Below are 1,826 nucleotides of genomic sequence, written 5' to 3' on the forward strand. Positions count from 1 at the left end.
TGGCCCAGCAGGGCGCGGTCCTGCTGGCCCACGCACCGGCCCCGGTCGCGGAGGCGTTCTGCCTGGCCCGGCTCGGCGACGACCGCTCGGCCGAGTACGGCGCTCTGCCCGACGGCGTGGACATCGACGCACTGGTCGCCCGAGCCTGAGTCGGGGGGGCGGCCGGCCGGCGGTGTCACGGCCGGCGGGACTGCCGGCTGGCCGGGCCGGGTGAAAGAAACGACACCGCCGGTTTCGGTATTCGCGCGACAACTAGTGACGGCTGTCACACACTGGGGTCACCCGACAACGAGGTGCCTGATGTCCATCCCTGGTGATCCGCGGGAGAGGGTCTACCGACCCGGCCCGGCCCCACTGCGCTCCAAGCTGCCGATCCTCGGCGGCACGCTCGAATACGTCCACAGCCCGCTGGCGACCATGGCCCGCCGCTATCGCGATCACGGCCCCGTCTCCGACCTCAACTTCCTCGTCGCCACATGGACCGCCCTGATCGGCCCCGACGCCTGCCAGGCCGCCCTGCAGAACGCGGACAAGGCGTTCGCCAGCGGCCCCGGCTGGGGATACCTGGTGGGGCCGTTCTTCAACCGCGGGCTGATGCTGCTCGACTTCGAGGAGCACCACCACTACCGGCACATCATGCAGGAGGCGTTCACCCGTCCCCGGCTCGAGGGCTACACCCGCAGGCTCGCCCCGCTGGTCGACGAGGGCATCGGCGCCTGGGCCCCGGACCGGGCGTTCCAGATCTATCCCGCGCTCAAGACGCACACCCTCGACCTGGCGACCGAGGTGTTCATGGGTGGCGCCGAATACGCCGCGCCCGGGGAGCTCGACAAGGTCAACACAGCGTTCGTCGACTGCGTCCAGGCCGCGAACGGCTATGTCCGTTCCACCGCGGTGCCGTTCACCAAGTGGGGCCGAGCGGCGCGGGGGCGCCGGCTGCTCGAGGAGTTCCTGCGCCGCCACCTGCCGGCCCGGCGCGCCAACCCGGGAGAGGACCTGTTCTCCGCCCTGTGCCAGGTGGCGGACGCCTCCGGCGGGATCGACGACGACATCATCAACCAGATGATCTTCCTGCTCATGGCCGCGCACGACACCACCACGAGCACGGTGACGTCGATGGTCTACGAGCTCGGCCGCGACGTCCAGTGGCAGGAGCGGCTCCGCCGCCAGTGCCAGGACCTGGGTCCGAACCCCACCATGGCCGAGCTGGAGGAGCTGCCCGATCTGGCGTTGGTGATGAAGGAGTCGCTACGCCTGCACCCGCCGGTGCCGGTGATGGCGCGCAAGACGGTCAAGGACACCGAGATCCTGGGCGTGGAGATCCCGGCCGGACGACTCACCTCGATCATGCCGCTGTACTCGCACCACATGCCCGAGTACTGGACGGACCCGGAGATCTTCGACCCCGAACGCTTTTCCGACGTGCGGCGGGAGGACAAGTCGCACCGCTTCGCGTGGGAGCCGTTCGGCGGCGGGGTGCACAAGTGCCTCGGCATGATCTTCGCCAACCTCGAGTCCAAGCTGGTGCTCAGCGCGCTGCTACGCCACTTCGAGTGGTCGGTCCCGCTGGCCTACGTGCCGCCCATGAAGAACGACTCGCTGCCCTACCCCGCGGACGGACTGCCCGTCTCGCTCCGGCCGCTGGCACGCGTCGCCGCGAACTGACCCGCCGCCCGCCCCGCCTCCGCCGTCCAGAGGATTTCGCCTGTATCGCCCGAGTGGGTCTGAGCGAAATCCTCTGCTCGGCGATGATGCCGCGGCGGCGGGGGGGCGGGACGGCCAGCGTGTCGGCCGGCGGGACGGCCAGCGTGGCGGCGGCCAGCGTG

Annotated in this window: 1 protein-coding gene; it reads left to right on the forward strand. The window is 70.6% G+C overall.

The genetic code is table 11. The features are described from left to right. Positions 1–300: 300 nt before the first annotated feature. Positions 301–1,665: a cytochrome P450 gene (locus G6030_RS16035; RefSeq protein ID WP_182643793.1), complete on the forward strand. Its 1,365-nt coding sequence runs from the start codon at positions 301–303 to the stop codon at positions 1,663–1,665. Positions 1,666–1,826 lie beyond the last annotated feature (161 nt).

It is taken from the genome of Dietzia sp. E1 (genome assembly GCF_014145015.1).
Taxonomy (GTDB): domain Bacteria; phylum Actinomycetota; class Actinomycetes; order Mycobacteriales; family Mycobacteriaceae; genus Dietzia; species Dietzia cinnamea_A.